General features: G+C 30.8%; 1 pseudogene. It reads left to right on the top strand.

Features of this window, described 5'->3' with window-relative positions:
- A pseudogene (locus EDM02_RS01630) lies at nt 1–129 on the top strand (IS4-like element ISWosp8 family transposase); the annotation flags it as partial.
- Nucleotides 130–295: the final 166 nt, after the last annotated feature.

The following is a 295-nucleotide window of genomic DNA, read 5'->3' as shown; positions in this document are numbered from 1 at the left end:
GAGCAAATAAATGAGTATCGTTTGAATTTTTCAGTTTTGTTTGGTGTGATGCGTCAAAAAATGCATCAAGTGCTGATTGGGAAGTGCTCAACTAAAAGCTTTCAGAAACTCTTTGAGGCCGTTGCAATAGACAATTAAATTTAATCATAAATAATCCACTTTCCCCTCATTGAAAAAATAGTTAACTTAACATGAGTTTTCGGTGTTTATTTTTTTAGAATTATTATTAATTGTATAGTTATGGCAATCCAATCAAGTGGTCAATTAAGTTTAGCAGATATTTCAGCAAGTAAAC

It is taken from the genome of Candidatus Cardinium hertigii, from assembly GCF_003788695.1.
This window is presented reverse-complemented; position numbering and strand designations above follow the sequence as displayed.